Origin of the sequence: Pengzhenrongella sp. (assembly GCF_036565025.1) — a bacterium.
In the GTDB taxonomy this organism is placed as follows: domain Bacteria; phylum Actinomycetota; class Actinomycetes; order Actinomycetales; family Cellulomonadaceae; genus Pengzhenrongella.
The window spans coordinates 1-1,676 of sequence record NZ_DATCNW010000332.1; the positions used below are offsets into that span (position 1 = coordinate 1).

1 protein-coding gene and 1 pseudogene are annotated in these 1,676 nt (G+C 76.5%); both read right to left on the reverse strand.

All coding sequences use genetic code 11. The features are described 5' to 3' along the window. Positions 1–1,009 (reverse strand): AAA family ATPase (locus tag VIM26_RS19150; RefSeq protein ID WP_331954190.1); only part of this gene is annotated, 1,009 nt, incomplete at its 3' end. After that, a pseudogene (locus VIM26_RS19155) lies at positions 1,006–1,676 on the reverse strand (exodeoxyribonuclease V); the annotation flags it as partial. The gene VIM26_RS19150 and the pseudogene VIM26_RS19155, both read right to left, overlap by 4 nt.

The window sequence follows — 1,676 nt, forward strand, 5'->3', positions numbered from 1 at the left end:
CGACGAGGTCGCCCAGCACCGCGCCGGCCTCGACCGAGGCGAGCTGGTCCGGGTCACCGACGAGCACCAGCCGGGTCGTCGGGCGCAGCGCCTCGAGCAGCCGGGCCATCATCGTCAGGGACACCATCGACGCCTCGTCGACGACCACCACCTCGAGCGGCAGCCGGTTCGTCGCGTCGTGCCGGAACCGGCTGCGCGCGTCCGGCCGCCAGCCGAGCAGCCGGTGCAACGTCGTCGCGGGCAGGTCCCCGAGCCGGACCCGGTCCGCGGCCGGGAGGACCGCCGCCTGGGCCCGCACCGCCTCCTCCAGCCGGGCGGCCGCCTTGCCGGTCGGCGCAGCCAGGGCGATGCGCAAGGTCGGGTGCTGCTCGCGCAGGAGGGCGAGCAATCGGGCGACCGTCGTTGTCTTGCCGGTCCCCGGGCCGCCGGCGAGCACGCTCACCCGGGTCAGCGCGCAGGTCGCGGCCGCGGTCCGCTGGTCATCGTCGAGGCCCGCCGCGAACAGCCGGTCCAGGCCCGCGCCGAGGACGACGGCGTCGAGGTCGTTCGGGCGCGCGGCGCACCGGTCCACCAGCTCGCGCGCGACCTGTTCCTCCTGGCCCCAGTACCGTGCGAGCCACAGGCGCGACCCGAGCATCCGCAGTGGCCGGTCGCCCTGCGACCGGTCGTCCAGCGGTCCGCCGACCAGCACGCTCGCCGCGGCGCGCACCACCCAGTCCGTCGGCCAGGCGAGCGGCACGTCGACGTCGGCGCCCGGGACAGGGTCCTCGTCCACGTCCGGGCTCGTCGTGGCGTGCGCGGTGGCGAGGTCGAGCATCACGGACCCGTGCCGGGTCGAGCGCACGGCGAGCGCGGCCGCCAGCAGCACCGCCTCGTCCTGCTCGCCGCCGAGCACCCCGAGCCGCCGCGCGACGTGCACGTCCGCCGCGGACAGGATCCCCGCCCGGTTGAAGTCCCGGAGCAGCCCGCCGGCCCGCAGCGCGATGGACGCCTCGAACGCCTCGGTCATCGCGTGCCCGCCAGCAGGTCGGACAGGCCGGTGACCAGTCCGGTCGGTGCGTGCCAGGCGAAGACCCCGGGCCGCGAGCCGTCGTCGCACGTCACGTCGGGGCCGCTCATCCCGCGCAGGAACAGGTACAGCGCCCCGCCGAGGTGCACCGCGGGGTCGTAGCCCGGCTGCCGCCAGCGCAGGTACCGGTGCAACGCGACGTCGTACAGCAGCGCCTGCAGCGGGTAGTGCGCGTCGATCATCGCGCGTTCGAGCGCGCCGGGCCGGTAGTGCCACGCGGTCAGGGCGTCGTCGTACCCGCCCAGCCGGTTGGTCTTGTAGTCCACCACGACGTACCGGCGCCGGTCCGGCGGGCCGACCCGGAGCACGGCGTCGATGCTGCCCGTGAGGTAGCCGCGCAGCGGAGCGGGGGCGAGCCCGGCGAGCACGTCGGCGTACGACGAGAGCGGCCCGGTCGGGCAGTGCTCGCGCCACAGCGGAACGAGGTCCTCGAGCAGGAGCCGGCGGCCGTGCGGCTCGTCGCCACCCGCGAGCGGCAGCTCGAAGTCGAGCTCCGGGAGCCGGTCCGACGGCGACACGTCCCGCAGGGCCGCGCCCCCGGTGAGCGGGCCCAGCGGGGTGGACAGCGCCACCAGCAGCCCCGCGGTGAGCGCGGGGACGTCCGTGC